This is a genomic window from Agromyces sp. NPDC055658 (assembly GCF_053618155.1).
This window is the reverse complement of record NZ_JBSHHD010000104.1, coordinates 1-1,355: the sequence shown is the minus strand read 5'-3', so window position 1 is coordinate 1,355 and position 1,355 is coordinate 1. Positions and strand designations below refer to the sequence as shown.

General features: G+C 69.1%; 2 protein-coding genes. Both read right to left on the bottom strand.

Translation table 11 applies throughout. From position 1 onward, the window contains the following. Positions 1-752 (bottom strand): UvrD-helicase domain-containing protein (locus ACWGPE_RS18835; protein WP_452049286.1); only part of this gene is annotated, 752 nt, incomplete at its 3' end. A gap of 115 nt (positions 753-867) precedes the next feature. Next, positions 868-1,355 (bottom strand): DUF3516 domain-containing protein (locus ACWGPE_RS18830; protein WP_452049285.1); only part of this gene is annotated, 488 nt, incomplete at its 5' end.

The following is a 1,355-nucleotide window of genomic DNA, read 5'->3' as shown; positions in this document are numbered from 1 at the left end:
GCATCGGACTCACCCAGCGAGGGCAGCACCCGGCCGATGTGGTCCAGGAACGCCTCATTGGGCCCGACGACCAGAACGCCGTGACGTTCGATCCGCTCGCGGTGGGTGTAGAGCAGATAGGCCACGCGGTGCAGTGCCACCACGGTCTTGCCGGTGCCCGGGCCGCCCTCGACCACGAGCACCCCGGTGTGCTCGTTGCGGATGACCTCGTCCTGCTCGGCCTGGATCGTCGCGACGATGTCGCGCATGCCCTCACCGCGCGGGGCGTTCACCGCGGCCAGCAGTGCGGCGTCACCTTCGTCACCCTCGGCGGGCCGGCCCAGCACCTCGTCGGTGAAGTCGAGCACGCGACGCCCCAGCGTGCGGAACTGGCGGCGCCGGCGCATGTTCTCCGGGTTGGCCCCCGTCGCGGTGTAGAACGGCCGGGCCAGCGGTGCCCGCCAGTCCAGCAGCAACGGTTCGTAGTCATCCTCGCGGTCGAAGAGGCCCAGGCGACCGACGTAGAGATGTTCTCCGGCAAGGGTTTCCAGCCGACCGAAGCACAGGCCATTGTCGGCAACGTCGAGCCGGTTGGCTTCCTTGGCCAGCGCCCGCACCTCGGCGTCGCGCTCCACCGCGGAACCGCCGTGCTCGCGCAGCGCGGTGCGGTAGCGGTCACGTACCCGGATGCGCTCGGCGTCCAAGCGGGAGTACAGCCCGTCGACATAGGTCTGTTCGGTCTGGACTTCGATGTCGTGCTCGTCAGTTGGCACGTTCCCCACAGTTACCTCGCTTATCCGTGGTTTGGTTCGGCCAGCGATTGTGCGCCATCACCGGGGCCTTGCCGCAAGGCCCCGGGTACGCGATAAAATTGAGGTCAGCAACCGCTCACCCCATCCGGCCCACGTCCACGATACGCAGCACCGCGGCACCCTCTTCATCGCTGGCAGCCAGGTCGACTTCCACGTCGAAGCCCCAATCGTGATCTCCGGCAGGATCTTCGAGGATCTGTCGGATTCGCCACACCTGCGGCTGCCGGTCGAAGATCAGCAACGCCGGGCCACGGGCGTTGGCTCCGGTACCCACCTCGGAGTGCTCGTCGAAGTACGCCTCGCCCGCGTCGGCCCAGCGCTCGGCCGTCCAGCCGGACGCGGCGTCGAGCGCCCCGAGCTCGTCCCAGCGGGCCCGGGCGAACAACTCGACCCGGCGGAACAGCGCGTTGCGGACCATCGCGGTGAACGCCCGCTCGTTGCCGGTCCGCGGGCGTGGCCGGGCCGGTACCGCAACCGGAACATCGTGAGGCTGGTCCGGGCTCGTCAGCTGCTCCCACTCGTCGAGCAGGCTGGAATCGACCTGGCGCACCAGCTCGCCGAGCC